The 19,176-nt window shown below is 75.4% G+C and carries 16 protein-coding genes; 10 read left to right on the top strand and 6 right to left on the bottom strand.

Annotated elements, in window-relative coordinates; genetic code table 11:
- Nucleotides 1-51: 51 nt before the first annotated feature.
- From ACWPXV_RS15340 to mutM, 8 genes are all read left to right on the top strand, one after another.
- Nucleotides 52-630: a DUF6297 family protein gene (locus ACWPXV_RS15340; RefSeq protein ID WP_454086056.1), complete on the top strand. Its 579-nt coding sequence runs from the start codon at nt 52-54 to the stop codon at nt 628-630.
- Complete coding sequence (locus tag ACWPXV_RS15335; RefSeq protein ID WP_454086057.1) at nt 627-752, top strand: hypothetical protein; 126 nt, start codon at nt 627-629, stop codon at nt 750-752. Before ACWPXV_RS15340 ends, ACWPXV_RS15335 begins: the two co-directional genes overlap by 4 nt.
- Before the next feature lie 10 nt (nt 753-762).
- Nucleotides 763-1,371, top strand: a complete 609-nt coding sequence (gene rsmD, locus ACWPXV_RS15330; protein ID WP_454086029.1) for a 16S rRNA (guanine(966)-N(2))-methyltransferase RsmD — start codon at nt 763-765, stop codon at nt 1,369-1,371.
- Entirely contained in the window at nt 1,368-1,856 is a 489-nt protein-coding gene (gene coaD, locus ACWPXV_RS15325; protein WP_454086028.1) for a pantetheine-phosphate adenylyltransferase, read from the top strand. Before rsmD ends, coaD begins: the two co-directional genes overlap by 4 nt.
- Nucleotides 1,853-2,344 (top strand): hypothetical protein, encoded by a 492-nt coding sequence (locus ACWPXV_RS15320; RefSeq protein WP_251840062.1) that lies wholly within the window; start codon nt 1,853-1,855, stop codon nt 2,342-2,344. The genes coaD and ACWPXV_RS15320 overlap by 4 nt, the downstream gene beginning before the upstream one ends.
- Before the next feature lie 133 nt (nt 2,345-2,477).
- A complete protein-coding gene (locus ACWPXV_RS15315) occupies nt 2,478-3,065 on the top strand; it encodes a YceD family protein (RefSeq protein ID WP_454086027.1) in 588 nt (195 codons plus the stop codon).
- Nucleotides 3,065-3,781: a ribonuclease III gene (gene rnc / locus ACWPXV_RS15310; RefSeq protein WP_454086026.1), complete on the top strand. Its 717-nt coding sequence runs from the start codon at nt 3,065-3,067 to the stop codon at nt 3,779-3,781. Before ACWPXV_RS15315 ends, rnc begins: the two co-directional genes overlap by 1 nt.
- A gap of 8 nt (nt 3,782-3,789) precedes the next feature.
- Nucleotides 3,790-4,803, top strand: a complete 1,014-nt coding sequence (gene mutM, locus ACWPXV_RS15305; RefSeq protein ID WP_454086025.1) for a bifunctional DNA-formamidopyrimidine glycosylase/DNA-(apurinic or apyrimidinic site) lyase — start codon at nt 3,790-3,792, stop codon at nt 4,801-4,803.
- Between the two features lie 86 nt (nt 4,804-4,889).
- Here mutM and ACWPXV_RS15300 read toward each other — a convergent pair whose 3' ends face one another.
- Nucleotides 4,890-6,287 (bottom strand): aldehyde dehydrogenase family protein, encoded by a 1,398-nt coding sequence (locus tag ACWPXV_RS15300; RefSeq protein ID WP_454086024.1) that lies wholly within the window; start codon nt 6,285-6,287, stop codon nt 4,890-4,892.
- Nucleotides 6,288-6,414: 127 nt separating this feature from the next.
- Between ACWPXV_RS15300 and ACWPXV_RS15295 the strand changes: the two genes are divergently transcribed.
- On the top strand, nt 6,415-7,029 hold the full coding sequence (locus ACWPXV_RS15295) for a response regulator (RefSeq protein ID WP_454086055.1): 615 nt from the start codon (nt 6,415-6,417) through the stop codon (nt 7,027-7,029).
- A 105-nt stretch (nt 7,030-7,134) separates the two neighbouring features.
- On the opposite strand, the gene ACWPXV_RS15290 is transcribed toward ACWPXV_RS15295, so the two are convergent.
- The 5 genes from ACWPXV_RS15290 to ACWPXV_RS15270 are packed head-to-tail and all read right to left on the bottom strand — an operon-like array spanning nt 7,135 to nt 14,988.
- Nucleotides 7,135-8,814 carry a GAF domain-containing sensor histidine kinase gene (locus ACWPXV_RS15290; RefSeq protein ID WP_454086023.1) on the bottom strand — a complete coding sequence of 560 codons (1,680 nt, stop codon included), beginning with the start codon at nt 8,812-8,814 and terminating at the stop codon, nt 7,135-7,137.
- Between the two features lie 26 nt (nt 8,815-8,840).
- Nucleotides 8,841-10,715, bottom strand: a complete 1,875-nt coding sequence (gene cydC / locus ACWPXV_RS15285; protein ID WP_454086022.1) for a thiol reductant ABC exporter subunit CydC — start codon at nt 10,713-10,715, stop codon at nt 8,841-8,843.
- Nucleotides 10,712-12,406: a thiol reductant ABC exporter subunit CydD gene (gene cydD, locus ACWPXV_RS15280; protein WP_454086021.1), complete on the bottom strand. Its 1,695-nt coding sequence runs from the start codon at nt 12,404-12,406 to the stop codon at nt 10,712-10,714. Before cydD ends, cydC begins: the two co-directional genes overlap by 4 nt.
- Nucleotides 12,407-13,480, bottom strand: coding sequence for a cytochrome d ubiquinol oxidase subunit II (gene cydB / locus ACWPXV_RS15275; RefSeq protein WP_454086020.1), 1,074 nt, complete (start codon nt 13,478-13,480; stop codon nt 12,407-12,409).
- 11 nt (nt 13,481-13,491) lie between these two features.
- Nucleotides 13,492-14,988, bottom strand: a complete 1,497-nt coding sequence (locus ACWPXV_RS15270; RefSeq protein ID WP_454086019.1) for a cytochrome ubiquinol oxidase subunit I — start codon at nt 14,986-14,988, stop codon at nt 13,492-13,494.
- Between the two features lie 1,031 nt (nt 14,989-16,019).
- Between ACWPXV_RS15270 and ACWPXV_RS15265 the strand changes: the two genes are divergently transcribed.
- On the top strand, nt 16,020-19,176 hold a 3,157-nt coding region (locus ACWPXV_RS15265), incomplete at its 3' end, for an Rne/Rng family ribonuclease (RefSeq protein WP_454086054.1).

Genomic DNA, 19,176 nt, shown 5'->3' with positions numbered 1-19,176 from the left:
GCCGTGGCCGACGCGCGCCTGCTCCTGCGGGCGCCGCGGCGGCTCGTCCAGATGGGCTGCGGCGCCGCGCTCGCGCTCCTCGCCCCGTTCGTGCCGTCCCTGCCGGCGCTCCTCACCGCGCTCCTCGTCGTCGCCGGGGCGTGGGTCGCGGCCCTCACCACCGCCCAGGGCGCCCGCGACGCGGAGGCGGTGCCCGCCGTCGACGCCCTCCTGCCCGTGGCCCAGCGCACCGTGCGGACCTGGCGGCTGGCGGTGCCGGTGCTCGCCATGCTCGTGTGGACGGTGCCCGTCTTCGCCGTCCTGGGGAGCAGCCACGGCGACGTCGCGGGCTGGCTCGCGCTCGGCCTGCTCGCCGCGCCCGTGTGGGCCGGGGGCGCGGTCCGCTCCGCCTACCGGCCCCAGGCCGACTTCTCCGGCCCGCTCATCGTCACGCCCATGGGCGTCTTCCCTCCCGGGATGGCGACGATCGCCAACACCGGCCCCGACGTCGTCCTCCTCGGGGCGATCCCGCTGCTCGTCGCCGTCCTCGTCGGCGCGGTCACGCCCGTCCTGCTCGGCCTGCAGGTCGCGCTCACCGCGCTCGCCGTCGTCCTCGCCGTCCGCCCGGCCCGCCGCAAGGAGCACGCGTGAGGTCCCCGCGCTGGGTGGCGTGGGCGGTGGCCGTCGTCGTCCTCGCCATGGTCGTCGTCGCGGTGCTGCTCGTCGCCGCCGTCGTCAGCCTGTCGCCGGGCGACCTGTCCGGCGCGGCGTAGGGTCGGTGCCGTGACGAGGATCGTGTCCGGGGTGTCGGGCGGGCGCACGCTCACCGTCCCCAAGGGGGCCACGCGCCCGACGAGCGAGCGGGTGCGCGAGGCACTGTTCTCGCGGCTGGAGCACCTGGGCGTCGTCGACGGCGCCCGCGTCCTGGACCTGTACGCCGGCTCCGGCGCACTGGGGCTGGAGGCCGCCAGCCGCGGCGCCGCGGGCGTCACGCTCGTCGACTCCGCGAAGCCTGCCGCCGCCGCCTGCCGGAGCAACGTCGCCGCGCTCGGGCTGCGGGACACCGCCGTCGTCGTCGCCGGCACCGCCCGCGGCTACCTCATGGGCGCGCCGAGCACCGCCTACGACCTCGTCCTCGTCGACCCGCCCTACGACGTCACCGAGACCGACCTCGGGGACGTGCTCGCCGCCCTCACGGCGTGGCTGGCGCCGGACGCCGTCGTCGTCGTCGAGCGCTCGCGCCGCAGCCCCGAGCCGACGTGGCCCCCCGCCCTCGAGCGCACCGACGAGCGCCGCTACGGCGACACGACACTGTGGTTCGCCTCCACCGCGCCCGGCGAGGAGCCGGTTACGGTGACCGACATGGGCGAGCGAGCGGGGGAGCAGCGATGAGCCTGGCCGTCTGCCCCGGCTCCTTCGACCCCGTCACCCTCGGGCACCTCGACGTCGTGCGCCGCGCGCGGAGCATGTTCGACGAGGTCGTCCTCGCCGTCGCGCACAACTCCCGCAAGACCTCCCTCTTCTCCCTCGAGCAGCGCGTCGCGCTCGCCCGCGAGGCGACCGAGGGCTTGGACGTGCGCGTGGACGTCGTCGACGGGCTGCTCGCCGACTACTGCCGCCGCGTCGGGGCCACCGCCGTCGTCAAGGGCCTGCGGGGTGGGGCCGACTTCGACGCCGAGCAGCCCATGGCCCTGATGAACCGGCACCTGTCCGGCATCGAGACGGTCTTCCTCGTCGGCGACGGCGCGCTCGCGCACGTCGCCTCCTCCCTCGTCAAGGACGTCGCCCGCCACGGCGGCGACGTCTCCGACCTCGTCCCGCCCGCCGTCGCGCACGCCCTGCGTGAGGCCTTCCCCCACCCTGGAGGACCGGAATGACCGCCCCCGCCGAGGACCACGACGGCGCCTCGCTCATCGCCATCCTCGACGAGCTCACCTCGCTCGTCACCGAGGCCCGGCAGATGCCGATGTCCGCGTCCGTGCTCGTCAACCGCGCGGAGGCGCTCGACCTCATCGCCGCGGCCAAGGCCGTCGTGCCGGGGGAGATCCAGGCCGCCGACGACGTCCTCACCGGTGCGGAGGACGTCCTCGCCGAGGCACGGGAGCGGGCGGCGCGCATCCTCCAGGAGGCCGAGGAGCAGGCCGAGCGGCTCGTCGCGCAGGAGAGCGTCGTCGAGATGGCCGGCCAGCGCGCCGAGCAGATCATCACGGCCGCCGAGGAGCGGGCCGCCGAGCTCGCCCGCGGCGCCAACGACTACTGCGACCGCCAGCTCGCCCAGTTCGAGATCGACCTCGGCGCCATCGCCAAGCAGGTCCGCGCCGGCCGCGACCGCCTCGCGACGACGGACCCGGCGCCGGAGTCCTGACCCCGCCCACCGCCGTCGCCAAGCGCCTGCGGTGTCGCCCACCTCACCACGTGGGGGAGGAGGGGGTGGGGTAGCGTGAAGCGGCTGCGGGCCGCCCGCGGCTCGCAGTCTCGCCGTCTCACCAGGAGTGACCATGGACTCTCGATCACCGTTCGTGATCAGCACCCACGACCTCGCGCGCCAGCCGGGGACGCTGCGGACGGTGGAGCGCGCGGTCCCCGCTCCCCAGGACTTCGGCACCGCCGTCATGTGGGTCGTGCCGACCTCCGACATCCGGCTCGACCTGCGGCTCGAGGCCGTCATGGAGGGCGTGCTCGTCTCCGGCGACGCCGCCGTCGAGCTCCAGGGCGAGTGCTCCCGCTGCCTGCGTGAGATCACCGAGTCGCGCACCATCGAGGTGAGCGAGCTCTTCTTCTACCCCGGCGCCCGCGCGGCCGCCCTCGCCGACGGCGACGAGGAGGCGGAGGACATGCTCGAGCTCGAGGGCGAGCTGCTCGACCTCGAGCCGGTCGTGCGCGACGCCGTCGTCACGGCCATGCCCTTCCGCCCGCTGTGCGAGCCGGGCTGCGCCGGCCTGTGCGCCGGCTGCGGCGAGCGGCTCGACGACCTGCCCGCCGACCACGAGCACGTGGACGTCGACCCCCGCTGGGCGGCGCTCGCGGGCCTGGCCGATCCTGAGGGCGACGCCGCCGCGGACGGGACCGACGGCGAGGCGCGCTGATGGGCCGGAAGGTGGCCGCCGGCCCGGCGCGTGACGACGTCGACGTGCTCCTCGAGCGGCTCGGCATCCACATCGACCCCGAGCTGCTCGTCCTGGCCCTCACCCACCGCTCCTTCGCCCACGAGGCGGGCGGCATCCCCACCAACGAGCGACTGGAGTTCCTCGGGGACACCGTGCTCGGGCTCGTCGTCACCGAGCGGCTCTACCGCGCCAACGCCGGGACCGCCGAGGGCGACCTCGCCCGCATGCGCGCCGCGACCGTGAGCCAGCGTGCGCTCGCCGGGGTCGCGCGCGAGCTCGGCCTGGGCGACTTCATCCTGCTCGGCCGCGGCGAGCTGGTGACCGGCGGGCGGGAGAAGGACTCGATCCTCTCCGACACCGTCGAGGCCCTCATCGGCGCCGCCTACCTGTGCAACGGCCTCGAGCCCACCCGCGCGATGATCGAGCGGCTCGTCGCCGGCCTCCTCGCGCAGGCCGCGACGCTCGGCGCGGGGCTGGACTGGAAGACGAGCCTCCAGGAGCTCGTCGCCTCCCGTGGGCTGCCCGCCCCGACCTACCAGGTCGTCGGCACCGGGCCGGACCACGCGCGCAGCTTCACCGCCACCGTCATCGTCGCCGAGCAGGCCTGGGGCACCGGCTCCGGCCCGGCGAAGAAGGTCGCCGAGCAGCAGGCCGCGGAGGACGCCTACGCCCGGCTCCTCGTCGAGAGCGCCTGAGGCAGACGGTGCCCGAGCTGCCCGAGGTCGAGACCGTCCGTGACGGGCTGGCCCGGCACGTGCTCGGCCGGCGGGTGGAGGGCGCCGTCGTCCACCACCCCCGGGCGGTGCGCCGGCACGCGGGCGGGGCGCTCGACCTGCCCGGGCGGCTCGCGGGGCGCACCCTGTCCGCGGCGGTGCGCCGCGGCAAGTACCTGTGGCTCGTGCTCGACGACGAGCCCGAGGAGGCCCTGCTCGTCCACCTCGGCATGAGCGGCCAGCTGCTCGTGCGCCGGGAGGACACGGCGGCGGTCACCCTGCCCCCACCCGAGCACCTCGTCCACCCACCGGCGGCGAGCCCCTCTGCCGTCGACAGCCGGACTCCTCCGGGCACGAGCGCACCCACCGCCGCCCCCGGCGTCCCGCCGGACCCGACCCGCCACCTGCGCGTCTCCCTCGACCTCGACGACGGCGCCCGGCTCTGGTTCGTCGACCAGCGCACTTTCGGCCACCTGCTCGTCGCCGACCTCGTCCCGACGGCGGACGGCGGGCCGGGCGGGCACGGTGCGGCGGTCCCCGCGCTGCCCGAGCCCGCAGCCCACATCGCTCGCGACCCGCTCGACCCGCAGCTGGACCGCGCCGCCCTCGGACGCCGGCTGCGGCAGCGGCGCACCGAGGTCAAGCGCGCCCTGCTCGACCAGTCGCTCGTCTCCGGCATCGGCAACATCTACGCCGACGAGGCGCTGTGGCGCGCGCGCCTGCACCCGCGGCGTGCCACCGACCGGCTCACCCAGCGCGCCGCGCTCGAGCTCCTCGACGCGGCCGAGGCCGTCATGCGCGAGGCACTGGCGGCCGGGGGCACGTCCTTCGACGCGCTCTACGTCGACGTCGAGGGGGCGAGCGGCTACTTCGCGCGCTCGCTGGACGCCTACGGCCGCGCGGGCGAGCCGTGCCGGCGCTGCGGCACCTCGATGCGCCGCGAGTCCTTCATGGGCCGGTCCTCGACCTTCTGCCCGCGCTGCCAGCGGCCCTCGCGGGTCTGACCGCGCGGCCCGGCCTGCCTGAGGACCAGGAGTCCACACCCAGTCGAGCCGGACCGGCCCCACACCCCGTCCGGTGGAGAGCCTCCTCAGAGCAGACGCCGCGCCAGCGCCCGCCGCACGGCGGTGAAGGGCGGGCGGATCGCGCCGAGCGTGTCCGGCAGGAGCGGCTTGCGCACCACCGGCTTGGCATGGCTGAAGGCCCGCACCGAGGCCTCCCCGTGGTAGGCGCCCGTCCCGGAGGCGCCGACGCCGCCGAAGGGCAGGGACGGCATCGAGGCCTGGACGAGCGGCACGTCGAAGCCCACCGCGCCCGACGACGTCTCCCGCAGCAGGCGGGCGCGCACTCCTTCGTCGGCGGTGAAGGCGTACAGCGCGAGGGGCTTGTCCCCGGCGCGGACGTGGGTGATCGCGGCGTCGAGGTCCGGGACGGGGACGATCGGCAGGACCGGGCCGAAGATCTCCTCGGCCATGACGGGGGAGTCGGGGGTGACGTCGGCGAGCACGGTCGGGGGCACGTAGCGCCCGGGCACGTCCGCCTCCCCGCCGACGACGACGCGCGCGCCGGCCGCGACCGACTCGCTCACCATCCGGTCCAGGCGCGCGGCGTGCTCGCTCGTGACGATCCGCCCGAAGTCCGGGCTGGTGGCCGGGTCGCTGCCGTACATGGCGCGGATCTCGCGGGCGAGGAGCGGCTCCAGGGCCCGGGCGACGTCGGGCGGGGCCAGGAGGTAGTCCGGCGCGACGCAGGTCTGCCCGGCGTTGACGAGCTTGCCCCACGCGATGCGCTTCGCCGCGGCGGGCAGGTCGGTCGTCGCGTCGACCCACGCGGGGGACTTCCCGCCGAGCTCGAGGGTGACGGGCGTGAGGTGCTCGGCGGCCGCCGTCATGACGATCCGCGCGACCCTGCCGCCACCGGTGAAGACGATGTGGTCGAAACGCTCGCGCAGCAGCTCGGTGGTGCGGTCCGGTCCGCCGGTGACGACGGCGACGCCGTCGAGGTAGCGGGGGACGAGCCGCTTGAGCACCTCGGCCGTGCGCGGCGCGAGCTCGGAGGGCTTGAGGACGGCGGTGTTGCCCGCGGCCAGCACGCCGACCAGCGGGCCGAGGAGGAGGAAGACGGGGTAGTTCCACGGCGCGATGACGAGGACCGTGCCGAGCGGCTCGAGGACGAGGGAGGCCCGGGCGGGCTGGTACTGCCACGGCACCCTCACCCGCTGCGGCGCGAGCCACCCGCGCAGGTGCTTGCGGGTGTGGCGGATCTCCTCGAGGAGCACGCCGATCTCGGTGAGGTGGCTCTCGGTGGGGGACTTGCGGAGGTCGGCGTGCAGCGCCCGCTCGATCTCCCCGGCGTTCTCGGTGAGCAGTGCGGCGAGCCGGTCCAGCTGCCCCAGCCGCCACGACAGCGGGCGGGTGACGCCGGTGTCGAAGCGCTCGCGCACGCGCTGGACGACGACGTCGGCGGTCTCGGTGGGGGCACTGGTCACCCGCCGAGGGTACGCGGGCGTGGTATTCCGGGGCGCACCGCCGAGCCGTAGCAGTCCGCGCCGCCGGGGGCGCTAGGGTCGAGGCGTGACCGAGCAGACCCCCTCCGCGGCGCGCGACATCCGCGTCATGATCATCGACGACCACGAGGTGGTGCGACGCGGCATCGCCGAGATCGTCGACCGCTCCGAGGGCCTCACCGTCGTCGCCGAGGGCGGCTCCGTCGCCGAGACGCTGCGCCGCGCGCCGCTCGTGCGCCCCGAGATCCTCCTCGTCGACCTCCAGCTGCCCGACGGCACCGGCATCGACATCATCCGCGCGCTGCGCGAGACCGTCCCCGAGGCCCGCGCCGTCGTCCTCACGTCCTTCGACGACGACGACGCGCTCGCCGAGGCCCTGGAGGCCGGCGCCCGCGCCTACCTCCTCAAGACGGTGCGCGGCGCCGAGATCGCCGACGTCATCAAGGCCGTGGCCGCCGGCCGCACGCTCCTGGACGACCGCACCGTCACCCGCCGCCGCGCCGACCACGACGACCCGACGGCCGACCTCACGCCCTCCGAGCGCAAGGTCCTCGACCTCATCGGCGACGGCCTGTCCAACCGCGAGATCGGCGAGAAGCTCGGTGTCGCGGAGAAGACGGTGAAGAACCACATCACCTCGCTGCTCGCGAAGATGGGCCTCCAGCGCCGCACGCAGGTGGCCGCGTGGGTCGCAGGCCAGCGCGCCAAGGGCTGGCGCGCCTAACCACCCTCTCGCTTCGTACGCACTCCCGGTCGCTTGGACGCCCATCCGACCACCTCCCCGGAGACCGGATGTGCGTCCCAGAGGCGTGGCAGGCGCCGGCGGCTCTCAGGTGAGCGGGACCTGCCAGGACAGCAGCGTGCCGTCGCCCGAGTCGCTGCGGCCGAGGGAGAAGGTGCCGCCGTGGCGGCGGGCGCGCACGGCGAGGTTGTCCAGCCCCGAGCGGCGCGTGGACGCGCGGTCCACGCCCACGCCGTCGTCCTCGACCTCGACGGCGACCCGCCCGTGCACGCCGGAGCCGCGGACGGTGACGCGCACCTGCACCGAGGACGCGCGGGCGTGGCGGGCCGCGTTGGCCAGCCCCTCGCGCACGACGGCGACGACGTCGTCGGCGATGTCGTCGTCCACGCGGGCGTCGAGCAGCTCGGCGGGGGAGGCGGCGAGGTCGAGCTCGTCGGCGACGTCGCGCACGAGGCGGCCGTCGACGGCGATGAGGAGGGAGGGCGCGAAGCCGAGCCCGGTGCGCGCGAGGGAGGTCTCCCGCCGCAGCCGCTCGACGAGCCCGACGGCCTCGTCCGGCTCGCGCAGGGAGTGGACGATGGACCGGATCTGGCGCACGCTCTCGTCCACGCTCGTGAGGGCGTCCTCGAGGCTCTCGGCGATCCAGGCCGTGTCCGGGTTCGCGACGGCGGCCACCCGGACCGTCTCGAGCTGCATGCCGGTGGCGAAGAGCTGCTGGACGGCGAGGTCGTGGAGGTCGCGGGAGATACGCTGGCGCTCCTCGAAGAGGGAGGAGACGTCCTCGGCGTGCCGGGCGGCCGCCAGCTCGAGCGCGACGGCGGCCTGCGCGGCGACGACCTCGGCGACCTCGAGCTCCGCGGGCGTGAACTCCGCCCCGCCCTGCAGCCGCAGGAGGATGAGCACGCCTCGGCCCACGCCCTGGGACATCATCGGCGCGTACAGCGCGGGCCCGTAGCGCGAGAGCTGGGGGACGCGCAGGGAGCGGGCGCGGGACATCGAGTCGACGATCGTGCCGACGCCGTTGGCCAGCACCGTGCGGGCGCGGCCCTCCGGGGGGAAGACGGCGCCGATGACGTCCTGGGCACCCTCTCCGTCGGCGATCTCGCACATCCACGTGTCGCCCACGGAGGGCAGCACGATGAGGGCGGCGTCCACGCGGGCGACCTCGCGGACCTTGGCGGCGATGAGCTCGAGCGCCTCCTCCTCCTCGGCGCCGGACAGCAGCTGACTGGTGATCTCCTGGCTCACGGTCACCCAGCGCTCGCGGTCGCGGGCGTCGGCGTAGCGCTGGGCGTTGACGACGGCGACGGCGGCCGCGGAGGCGAGCTGCTCCATGGCGCGGGCGTCGTCCTCGGTGAAGCCGCCCGGCTTGTCGGCGAGGTAGAGCCGCCCGAAGACCTGCTCGCGGATGCGCACCGGCACGCCGAGGAAGCCGTCCATGTGCGGGTGGGCGGCGGGCCAGCCGCCGAAGGCGGGGTGGTCGGTGATGGAGTCGAGGAGGAGGTGGCCGTGGGTAGGGATCTCGGCGAAGACGCCGTGGCCGTGGGGGGCGTGGCCGAGGCGCCGCTCGGTCTCCTCGTCGACCCCGTGCTGGACGAAGGTGGCGGTGTCGCCCCGGTTGTCGAGCACGGCGATGGCCGCGTAGCGCGCCTGGGTGAGGCCGGCGGCACTGTCGACGAAGCCCTTGAGGACGGTGTCGAGCTCGAGGCTCGAGGTGAGCCCGATGGCGGCGCGGAGCAGCCGGGCGCGGGCCTCCGGGTTGGGCATGGTGGTCCTCTCTCGCGCGTCCGGCCTCACCGTGCCTCCTGCTCCGCGGCCCACCGGTAGGAGGGCAGAGTCGCGAGGAGGTGCTCGTGAGGACCCCGTGCGAGCACGGTAGCCGGTCCCCCTGACGCGCCCAGCACGACGACCTCGTCCGCCGCCGCGAGCGGCGTGAGCCGGTGGGTGACGAGGAGGACACCTCGGCCGGAGTCGCGGGTGCCGAGCAGGTCGGCGACGAGACGGTCGGCCGTGTCCGGGTCGAGGTGCTCGCCCGGCTCGTCGAGGAGGAGGAGCGGCGCCCGGCTGGCGAGGGCGCGGGCGAGGAGGAGCCGGCGGCGCTCGCCGCCGGACAGGGACGTCGCGTCGCTGTCGAGGAGGGTGTCGACGCCGTCCGGCAGGGCAGCGAGCCACTCGGCGAGTCCCGCGCGGGCGAGCAGCTCGACGGCCTCCGCGGGGCTCACGTCACCGCGGGCTACCCGGAGGTTCTCCAGGACGGTCGTGCCGAAGACGTGCGCGTCCTCGGCGGTGAGGACGACGGCGCCGCTCACGGCCCGCCGGTCCAGCCCCGCGACGGGCGCCGCACCGAGGAGGACCTCACCGCCCCGCGGCGGGAGCAGGCCCGCGAGGGTGAGCAGGAGGGTCGTCTTGCCGATCCCGCTCGGCCCGACGACGGCGACGCTGCGGCCCGGCCGCAGCTCGAGGTCCAGTCCCTCCGCCACGACCCCGGTCCGCGGCCAGCCCACGGCGAGGTCCCGGGCCCGCAGGACGGGCGGGTCCCCGGCGGCGCGCGTGGCCGTGGCCGCACGGTCCTCACCCGCGCCGGTAGCGGCCCGCGGCGCACCGTCGGCCCGACCCGCACCGTCGGCCCGCCCCGCGCCGTCGGCCCGCCCCGCGCCGTCGGCCAGACCGTCGGCGCTGCGGCCCGCGCTCGCGCCGTCGAGCAGCTCGGTCACCCGCACGGCCGCCTCGGCGGAGCGGACGAGCTGGACGGCGGCCGGCCCGAGCAGGGCGGTGCCCTCGAAGGCCGCGAGCGGGGTGAGGACGACGACCGCGAGCTCCACCGCCTCCATCGTCCCGGCCACCGTCGCGTGGACGCCGAGGACGAGTGCAGCGAGGACCGCGACGCCCATGGCGAGGTGGTCGGTGCCGGCGGCCAGCGCGGCGGGGCGGGCGGCGGCGTCCTTGGCGCGGGCGAGTCGCTGCTCGGTGCCGGCGAGGGCGGCGCGGGCGCGCGGGAGCCCACCGGAGACGGTGAGCTCGGCGGCGCCCTCGACCATCGCCATCGCCCCGGCGGTCAGCTCGGTGCGCGCCCGCGCCTGGGCGAGCTCGTCGAGGCGGGCGGCCCGCACGGTGAGCAGGGGCCCCGCCACGCCGGCCAGGAGCAGGCACCCCGCGAGGACCGCGCCGATCCCGAGGTGGAGCCACGCGACGAGCGTCACCGTGCCCACCCCGACCGTGGCGGCCACCGCGGCGGGCAGCAGGGCGCGCACGACGACGTCCCCGACGGCGTCGACGTCGGCACCCGTGCGGGCGAGCACGTCCCCGCGCCGCAGCCCGGAGACGACGTCGGTGGGGGCGTCGGCGAGGGTGGTGTAGACGCGCTCGCGGAGCGTCGCCATCCCGCGCAGGGCGACGTCGTGGGACACGAGCCGCTCGACGTAACGCATGAGGCCGCGTGCGATCCCGAAGGTCCGCACCGCCACCGACGCGACGCCGAGCTCGAGGACCGGTGGCATCTGCGAGGCGCGGGTGATGAGCCACGCGGCGGTCGCGGACAGGCCGACGGCGCTGCCCAGCCCCGCCGTCCCGGCGAGGACGGCGAGGAGGAAGCGCCACCGGTCGAGGTCGAGGAGGCTGACGGCGCGCCGCAGGGCGAGCCGCTCGGCGGGGGACAGGGGCAGGTTCATGCCGCACCCCCGCGGGCGGTGGCGGCCACCGACTCCGCGTCGCGCGGGGCGCTGCGCACCTCGACGACGTCGTCGGCCAGCGTGACGAGCCGGGGCCGGTGGGCGATGACGAGGACCGCCCGCCCCTGGTCGCGCAGTGCCGAGACGACGTCGAGGACCCGCTGCTCGGAGGCGGCGTCGAGGTGGGCGGAGGGCTCGTCGAGGACGACGAGCGCCGCCGGGTCGAGCAGCGCCCGGGTGAGCGCCACGCGCTGGCGCTGCCCGAGCGACAGCCCGGTGCCACCCTGGCCGAGGGGCGTGTCCCAGCCCAGCGGGAGCGCGGCGAGGACCTCGTCGAGGCCGCTGGCGCGGGCCGCGGCCTCCGCCCGCCCGTCCACCTCCCCGGACTCCCCGACGACGGCGTCCGCCACCGTCCCCGGCACGAGGACCGGCCGCTGGGGCACCCAGGTGACCTGGGCGTGCCAGGACGCGGGGTCGAGGCCGGCGAGGTCGACCGGCTCACCGCCCGCGGCCGGCACGACGAGCACCCGGCCGGTGTCGGGGCGCAGCAGCCCCAGGGCGAGCATCGCCGTCGTCGTCTTCCCGCCGCCCGACGGGCCGACGAGCGCGGTGACGCGGCCCGGCGCGACACGCACCGACAGACCCGCGGGGGCGACGACGTCACGGCCGGGGGCGAGCACGCCCACGCCGTCGAGCACGAGGCCGCCGAAGGTGGGGGCGGAGCGGGTGCCGGCCGGTGGCAGGGGCCGCTCGAGGACGGCGAAGGCCTGCTCGGCGGCGGCCAGGCCGTCGGCGGAGGCGTGGAACTGGGTGCCGACCTCGCGGATGGGGCGGTACGCCTCGGGGGCGAGCATGAGGACGGCCAGGGCGGTCGTGAGGTCGAGGTCGCCGTAGACGAGGCGCATGCCCACCGTCACCGCGACGAGGGCGACGGCGATGGAGGCAAGGAACTCGAGGACCGCGCCGGAGAGGAAGGCGACCTTGAGCGTGCTCATCGTCGTGCGCGTGTAGGCGCGGCCCAGGGCGCGGACGCGGGTGCCGGGGCCGTGCTCGCGGCCGAGGGCCTTGAGGGTGGTGAGGCCGGCGAGGAGGTCGAGGAGCTGGGCGCCGAGCCGCTGCATCGCCACCAGCCGCTCCGCCGCGAAGCGCTGGGTGAGGACGCCGATGAGCCACATGAACACCGGGATGAGCGGGATCGTCCCGGCGACGATCGCCGCCGAGCCGAGGTCCAGGCCGGCGACGACGACGAGCGTGGCCGGGGTGAGCGTCGCGGCGAGGAGCAGCTGGGGCAGGTAGCGGACGAAGTAGGGCTCGAGGTCGTCCAGCCCGCGGGTGACGAGCGTGACGACCTCGCTCGGCTCGCGCAGCCCTCGCGGACCGAGGGCGACGGCGTGGGCGAGGACGCCCGCGCGCAGCTCGGCGACGACGTCGGCGGCCGCGCGGTGGGCGAGCGACTCCTGGACCACCGTGACGAGCACGCGCGCGAGGGCGACGACGGCAAACCACCCGACGAACGGGGCGACCTCCGCCCAGCCCGCGTCGCCGTCGACGACCGGCGCGACGGCCCCGGCGACGAGGATCGCCTGCGCGACGACGAGCCCCGCCGAGGCGAGCCCGAGGACCGTGGTGAGCGCGATGTAGCGGCGCGCCGCCCGGGCGTGGCGCAGCAGCCGGGGGTCGAGGGGCTTCACCTAGCCGCGACCCGCACTCGGCCCGGTGGCCGCCTCGGCGCGCTCCTCGGTGGGGTGCAGCCCCTCGTCACCGACGATGTCGCTCACCCACACGCGCTTGCGGAACACCCAGTACGTCCACCCCTGGTAGCCGAGGACGACAGGCACGAAGACGAGCGCGACGATGCTCATCACGGTGAGCGTGGGCCCGGTGGCGGCGGCCTCGGCGATCGACAGGGAGAAGGCCGGGTCGATCGACGAGGGCATGACGTTCGGGAACATCGTCGTGAAGATGAAGGCGACGGCGCCGACGATCCCCACGGTGTGGAGGGCGAAGGCCCAGCCCTCGCGGCCCCGGCGGGTGGCGGCGATGACGCCGATGAGGCTCACGGCGGCGACGGCAGCCGGGACGAGCGTGAGGAGGGTCGTCGAGTGCAGGGCCTGGGCCCACAGCACCCACACGAGGGCGACGAGCCCGGAGCCGATGGACAGCCGGTGGGCCAGCCGCGCGGCGCGCACGTGGATGGGCCCGGCCGTCTTGAGGGCGACGAAGATCGTGCCGTGGGTGAGGAAGAGCCCCAGGGTGACGAGCCCGCCGAGGAGCGTGAAGGGCGTGAGAAGGGAGAGGAACCCGCCGGTGAGCTGGTGGGTGCCGTCGACGAGCTCGATCTCCATGCCCTGGACGAGGTTGGCGAAGGCCACGCCCCAGAGGATCGAGGGCAGCCAGGAGCCGAAGGTCAGCGCCCAGTCCCAGCGGTCGCGCCACACCGGGTCGTTGATCTTCGCGCGCCACTCGAGCGCGCACACGCGGACGATGAGGGCGACGAGGATGAGGAGCAGCGGCAGGTAGAAGCCGGAGAACATCGTCGCGTACCACTCGGGGAACGCGGCGAAGGTCGCGCCGCCCGCGGTGAGCAGCCACACCTCGTTGCCGTCCCACACCGGCCCGATGGTGCGCAGGAGGACGCGGCGCTCCTTCTCGTCACGGGCGAAGGTGCGCAGCAGCATCCCGACGCCGAAGTCGAAGCCCTCGAGGGCGAGGTAGCCGGTCCACAGGACGGCGATGAGCACGAACCACAGCAGGGGCAGGTCCACGGTGGGGCTCCTCAGTACGCGAAGGACAGGGTGGGTGCGGGCTGCTCGTCGCGGTCGGGACCGTCCGGCTCGACGGGGGCGACGCCCTCCCGGACGTAGCGCCGGATGAGCCTGAACCACACGACGCCGAGGGCCGCGTACAGCAGCGTGAACACGACGAGGGAGGTGAGGACGGTGCCGGGGGAGACGACGGTGGAGACGCCGTCGGTGGTGAGCAGCATGACCTGGTCGACGGGGTTGGCCGGGTTGGGGTGGACCACCCAGGGCTGGCGGCCCATCTCGGTGAAGATCCACCCGAAGCTCGAGGCGAGGAAGGGCATGGGCAGCGCGACGAGGCACAGCCTCGAGAACCACACCGAGTCGGTGATCCGGCCCTTGCGCAGCAGCCAGAAGCCGGCGAGGGCGAGGGCGGCGGAGCCAGCGGCCAGGCCGATCATGAGCCGGAAGCTCCAGAAGGAGATGAAGAGGTTGGGGTAGAGCTCGGTGTCCTCGTCGACGCTGTCGAGGTGCCCGTACAGCTCCATCTGCTGGGCCTGGACGTCGGCGACGCCGGGCAGGTAGCTGTCCGGGCCGGTGAAGCTGCCGGTGCCGAGGAAGGAGGTGAGGAAGGGGATCTCGAGGACGTGGTTGATGTCCTCGCAGTCGTTGCTGCCCGGGATGCCGATCGACAGGAGGGAGAAGCCCACGCCCTCCCCGCCCTGGCAGACCGCCTCCGCGGCGGCCATCTTGCCCGGCTGCTGCTCGTACATGAGCTTGCCCTGGACGTCGCCGCTCGCGATGACGCCGAGGCCGGCGACGAGCGTCGCGACGAGCCCGAGGTACGCGCCGGGACGCCACACCTGGCGGGCCTCCTCGGTGTCCCCGGAGCGGGCGGCACGCACCATCCACCAGCCGCAGATCCCGGCGACGAAGGTGCCCGCCACGAGGAAGGAGGCGGTGATCGTGTGGGCGTAGGCGGCGACGAGGGTGTTGTTCGTCATCACCTCGAGGAAGCCGCCGACCCCGTCCAGCTCCGCGCGGCCGGTGTCGGGGTTGTAGACGGCGCCCACCGGGTGCTGCATCCACGAGTTGGCCGCGAGGATCCAGTAGGCCGACAGCGAGGTGCCGACGGCGACGGCCCAGATGCACGCGTTGTGCAGCCACCGCGGCAGCTTGCCCTCGCCGAAGATCCACAGGCCGAGGAAGGTCGACTCGAGGAAGAAGGCGGCCAGCGCCTCGATGGCGAGCGGCGCCCCGAAGATGTCACCGACGAAGCGGGAGTACTCCGACCAGTTCATCCCGAACTGGAACTCCTGGACGATGCCGGTCGCGACGCCGAGGGCGAAGTTGATGAGGAGGACCTTGCCGAAGAATTTCGTCAGTCGGTGCCAGTGGGCCTTGCCGGTCCGCACCCACGCGGTGTGCATGATGGCGACGAGCGGGGAGAGCCCGATCGTCAGCGGCACGAGCACGAAGTGGTAGACGGTCGTGATTCCGAACTGCCAGCGGGCCAGGTCGAGCGCTTCCACTGCGGGTCTCCTCGGTCGTGAAGGTGCCCCGACCGGGCACATCGCCACCGTAGGAATCAGGGGAAATGTCCCCGTGGGACCAAGGTCCCGGCGACGGGCCGGGTGTCCTTCGCGCCGCTGAGGACCCCCTGTGCGATACTTCTCGTGGTCGAGGGACAGGTCCACACCCCGTTCACCGGCCCGACGACGACGTAGGTACTCGCCTCGACTTCGCGCCGCCTCACCATCCGGGTGAGTGCGCTGCTTGCTGAAGCGGCGAGAGGCCTCGCCGGACGTCCTCCGGGACGGACGAGCGGCGCCTGCGAAGCCGTCGCCGTCCGAGCAGTGCCACCCGGCGCGGTGAGGACGTGAACAGATGACTTCCGTCCCCGGCTCCCGCCGGTGACGACGAATACGCTGCGGCGCTGGTGGTGTGGACGGCGACCGCGGCGAGGGAAACACTCACATGACGACCACACCTGACGCCGGTTCGGCACAGCCCGCGGAGCAGCCCAAGCGACGCCGCGTCACCCGGGCCACGACGGCCCCGGCGCCCGCCGAGCAGGCACCCGCCGAGCCGCAGACTGCGGCCGAGCCGCAGCCCGAGGCAGCGAAGGCGCCGCGCAAGCGCGCGCCCCGCAAGACGGCCGCCGCCGCGGAGACGACGGACGCCGCCGGCGCCGCCGACACCCCCGCCGACGAGAGGGAGACCGCCCCCGCCGCGCCCCGCAAGCGCGCCCCTCGGGCCCGCAAGGCGCCCGTCTCCGACGACGCCGCGACCGAGGAGACCGCTCCCGCCCCGACGAAGCGCGCGCCCCGGGCCCGCAAGACCGCTGCGACCGCCGAGTCCACCGACTCCGCCGCTGCCGAGCAGGCACCGGCCGCCGAGACGACGGCTCCCGCCGAGACCTCCTCGGCCCCCGCCGCCGAGGCGATGGCTCCCGCCGCTGAGACCACGGCCCCCGCCAAGCGCGCCCCGCGCCGCCGGACCGCCAAGGCCACCGAGCCCAAGGCCACCGAGCCCAAGGGCACCGAGCCCGCGGCCGCCGAGCCTGCGGCCGCCGAGCCCGCAGCCCCGGCCGCGAGCGACGCCGCCGCGGCCACCGACGCGCCGGCGACCACCGACACCCCCGCGCCCGCCAAGGCGCCCCGCAAGGCGCGTGGCGCCAAGGCCCCGGCCGCCGCGACGACGGAGGCGGCCGCCGAGGCCGCCCCGGAGACCGCAACGACGGACGCCGCCGACACCGCTCCCGAGAAGCCCGCCCGCGGCCGTAGCCGCCGCGCGAGCGCCGCCACCGGGGCACCCGCCGAGTCCGCCCCCGCCGACTCCGGTGCCGCCGCCGCGCCCGCGCGCAGCTCCCGTTCCCAGGTTCGTCCGGCCCGCGACGCGGATGCCGCCGAGCAGCCCGTCGAGGAGGCGGCGCAGCCCGCTGCCGACGAGACCGCCGAGCAGGCCCCGCCCGCACGGTCGCGCTCGCGCCGCCCGGCCCGTGACGCCGCGCAGAAGCTCGACGTCCTCGCCTCCTTCAGCGCCGCCGAGCCGGCAGCCACCGACGTCGACGAGGACGAGACCGAGGAGGAGGCGGAGGACGTCCGCCTGCCCGCGACGGCCCTGCTCTTCCAGGCGCCGGACCCCAGCCGCGCCCGCCGCCGCTCCCGCACCGAGGGCGGCGCCCGCGCCGCCGCACGGCCGCCACAGAGGAGCCCGCCGCCCCCGAGGAGCCCGCAGCCACGGCCGAGGCGCCCGCCGCCGAGGCCGCCCCGCGCCGGCCGACGAGCCCGCCGAGGCCACCGACGAGACCCGCACCGACACCGACTCCACCGACGCCGAGGCCGGCAACGGCGAGGGTGGCGGCGCGCGCCGTCGTCGTCGTCGTGGGGGACGGGGCCGCCGCAACCGCGGTGGGAACGGCCGCGACGAGTCGACCGACGAGTCCGAGGACTCCGACTCCACCGACGACACCGAGGACGAGGCCGCCGAGGCGGCCGATGGCCCGGACACCGACACGCACGCGTCGGACGCCCAGGACGACTCTGACGACGCGGACGACAGCGACGACCAGGGCGACTCCGACGACGACGGTGAGGGCGCGAGCCGCCGTCGCCGCCGTCGCCGCCGCAGCCGCGGTGACGACGGCTCGGCCACGTCCCGCGAGGGCCGCGCCGCGCGCGACGAGATCACCGCGCTCAAGGGCTCCACGCGCCTGGAGGCCAAGCGTCAGCGCCGCCGCGACGGTCGCGACGCCGGGCGTCGCCGCACGACGATCACCGAGGCCGAGTTCCTCGCCCGTCGCGAGGCCGTCGACCGCGACATGGTCGTGCGTGAGCGCGACGGCCGCACCCAGATCGCGGTCCTCGAGGACGGGGTGCTCGTCGAGCACTACGTCGCTCAGCAGACGCAGACCTCGATGGTCGGCAACGTCTACCTCGGCCGGGTGCAGAACGTCCTGCCGAGCATGGAGGCCGCCTTCGTCGACCTCGGCAAGGGACGCAACGCCGTCCTGTACGCCGGCGAGGTCAACTGGGACGCGATGGGCAAGGAGGGCCAGCCCCGTCGTATCGAGGCTGCGCTGTCCTCCGGGGACCCCGTGCTCGTCCAGGTCACCAAGGACCCGATCGGTCACAAGGGCGCCCGCCTCACCTCGCAGGTGACCCTCGCCGGCCGCTACCTCGTGCTCGTGCCCTCGGGCGCGATGACCGGGATCTCCCGCAAGCTGCCGGAGAACGAGCGCGCCCGCCTCAAGAAGCTGCTCAAGCAGATCGTCCCCGAGGGGGCGGGCGTCATCGTGCGCACCGCCGCGGAGGGTGCGAGCGAGGAGCAGCTGCGCGCCGACGTCGAGCGCCTCACCGCCCAGTGGGCCGAGATCGAGGCCGCGGCCGCGTCGACGAAGTCCGCGCCGGTGCTCCTCAAGGGGGAGCCGGAGCTCGCCGTGCGCGTGGTCCGCGACGTCTTCAACGAGGACTTCCGCTCGCTCACCGTCTCCGGTGACGGCGCGTGGGACACCATCTCCACCTACGTCCGTCAGCTGTCCCCGGACCTCGCCGACCGGATGCACCACTGGACCGACCAGCGTGACGTCTTCGCCGAGCACCGCATCGACGAGCAGCTGGCCAAGGGCATGGACCGCAAGGTCTACCTTCCCTCCGGCGGCTCGCTCGTCATCGACCGCACCGAGGCGATGACGGTCGTCGACGTCAACACCGGCAAGTTCACCGGCTCGGGTGGCACGCTCGAGGAGACGGTGACGAAGAACAACCTCGAGGCCGCGGAGGAGATCGTCCGCCAGCTCCGGCTGAGGGACATCGGCGGCATCATCGTCATCGACTTCATCGACATGGTGCTCGAGTCCAACCGCGACCTCGTGATGCGCCGACTGGTCGAGTGCCTGGGCCGCGACCGGACCCGCCACCAGGTGGCGGAGGTGACCTCGTTGGGGCTCGTCCAGATGACCCGCAAGCGGGTGGGCCAGGGCCTCGTCGAGGCCTTCAGCGAGCCCTGCGAGCACTGCGGTGGACGCGGCTTCATCGTCCACGACCACCCTGTGGAGAAGGGCTCCGGCTCCGCCGCTGAGGGCGAGGGCGGCAACCGTCGTCGCAAGCAGCGTGGCGCCGCCCCCACCGGTGGTCGTCCCGCCGAGGTGGCCGTCCCGGCCGCCGCGCCGGCTCCCGTCTCGGACGACCCCGAGGCCGTCGCCGCCCGGGAGGCCGTCAAGGCCACCCTCGCGACGATCGCCGCCGCGGCCGCCCAGGCGCACGCCGAGGACGAGGACGGCACGTCGGCCGACGCCGCACCGGACGCCGCGCCCGCGCAGCAGAAGGCGCCGGCCCAGGAGAAGGCACCCGCGCAGCAGAAGGCACCCCGACGCGAGCGCGCCGCCGAGCCGAGCACGGTGTCGCTGCCCGCGGCCCGGGCCTCCGAGCCCGCGCCCGACGCGTCCCGGTCCGCGGAGGAGGTGCGCGCCTCGCTCGAGGCCCTCGCCGCCGCGCTGCCCGCCGGACGCGAGGACGCCGCTCCGGCCCTCGAGAAGGACGGCGCGGTGCAGGAGGCCGCACCGGCCGAGCCCACAACAGGGTCGGCTCCCGCCGACGCACCGGCCAAGGCACCCCGGGCGAGGGGTGGACGACGCCGCACGACGGCCCCGACCACGGCTCCGGCACCCGCCCAGGACGCTGCGCCCGCCAAGGACGCCGCGCCCACCCAGGACGCGG

Source organism: Georgenia sp. Marseille-Q6866, assembly GCF_965111665.1.
The sequence above is the reverse complement of the archived record's forward strand: the minus strand, read 5'-3'. Positions and strand labels throughout refer to the sequence as shown.

Coding starts and splice junctions, on each gene's coding strand:
- ACWPXV_RS15340 (WP_454086056.1), top strand. CDS start 52: ATGGGCTGCGGCGCCGCGCTCGCGCTCCTCGCCCCGTTCGTGCCGTCC.
- coaD (WP_454086028.1), top strand. CDS start 1,368: ATGAGCCTGGCCGTCTGCCCCGGCTCCTTCGACCCCGTCACCCTCGGG.
- ACWPXV_RS15320 (WP_251840062.1), top strand. CDS start 1,853: ATGACCGCCCCCGCCGAGGACCACGACGGCGCCTCGCTCATCGCCATC.
- ACWPXV_RS15315 (WP_454086027.1), top strand. CDS start 2,478: ATGGACTCTCGATCACCGTTCGTGATCAGCACCCACGACCTCGCGCGC.
- rnc (WP_454086026.1), top strand. CDS start 3,065: ATGGGCCGGAAGGTGGCCGCCGGCCCGGCGCGTGACGACGTCGACGTG.
- ACWPXV_RS15295 (WP_454086055.1), top strand. CDS start 6,415: ATGATCATCGACGACCACGAGGTGGTGCGACGCGGCATCGCCGAGATC.
- ACWPXV_RS15290 (WP_454086023.1), bottom strand. CDS start 8,814: ATGCCCAACCCGGAGGCCCGCGCCCGGCTGCTCCGCGCCGCCATCGGG.
- cydC (WP_454086022.1), bottom strand. CDS start 10,715: ATGAACCTGCCCCTGTCCCCCGCCGAGCGGCTCGCCCTGCGGCGCGCC.